At 49.4% G+C, this 585-nt stretch carries 6 tRNA genes; all 6 read right to left on the minus strand.

The annotated features are described in order from the left end of the window. Positions 1–4 precede the first annotated feature (4 nt). Positions 5–78 (minus strand) — tRNA-Arg (locus FC66_RS07805). Between the two features lie 28 nt (positions 79–106). Further along, positions 107–195 (minus strand) — tRNA-Leu (locus FC66_RS07810). 11 nt (positions 196–206) lie between these two features. Beyond that, positions 207–278, minus strand: a tRNA-Gly gene (locus FC66_RS07815). 15 nt (positions 279–293) lie between these two features. Then, positions 294–369 (minus strand) — tRNA-Thr (locus tag FC66_RS07820). A gap of 14 nt (positions 370–383) precedes the next feature. Then, positions 384–465: transfer RNA gene (locus FC66_RS07825), tRNA-Leu, on the minus strand. A gap of 18 nt (positions 466–483) precedes the next feature. Next, positions 484–556: transfer RNA gene (locus FC66_RS07830), tRNA-Lys, on the minus strand. Positions 557–585: the final 29 nt, after the last annotated feature.

The raw sequence follows: 585 nt of genomic DNA on the forward strand, positions 1-585 counted from the left end.
AAAATGCACCCAGTAGGAGTCGAACCTACAACCTTCTGATTCGTAGTCAGACACTCTATCCAGTTGCGCTATGGGTGCATTAAAAATATAAAATTAAAACAATAAATGGTGCCGAGGACCGGAATCGAACCGGTACGGTGATCACTCACCGCAGGATTTTAAGTCCTGTGCGTCTGCCAGTTCCGCCACCCCGGCATTTATTGAAAAGCGGAAGACGGGATTCGAACCCGCGACCCCCACCTTGGCAAGGTGATGCTCTACCACTGAGCTACTTCCGCAAAAAAATTAAAAAATGGTGCCGACTAGACGATTCGAACGCCCGACCCCCTGATTACAAATCAGGTGCTCTACCAACTGAGCTAAGTCGGCATAACTGAAAATGATGCGGGTGAAGGGACTTGAACCCCCACGTCTTACGACGCTAGATCCTAAATCTAGTGCGTCTGCCAATTCCGCCACACCCGCAGGATGTGGAATTGAAAATGAGCCGTGACAGGCTCGAACTGTCGACCCTCTGATTAAAAGTCAGATGCTCTACCAACTGAGCTAACGGCTCAAATGGAGGTTACAGGGCTTGAACCTGTG

The organism is Dellaglioa algida DSM 15638, assembly GCF_001434695.1.
Lineage (GTDB): Bacteria > Bacillota > Bacilli > Lactobacillales > Lactobacillaceae > Dellaglioa > Dellaglioa algida.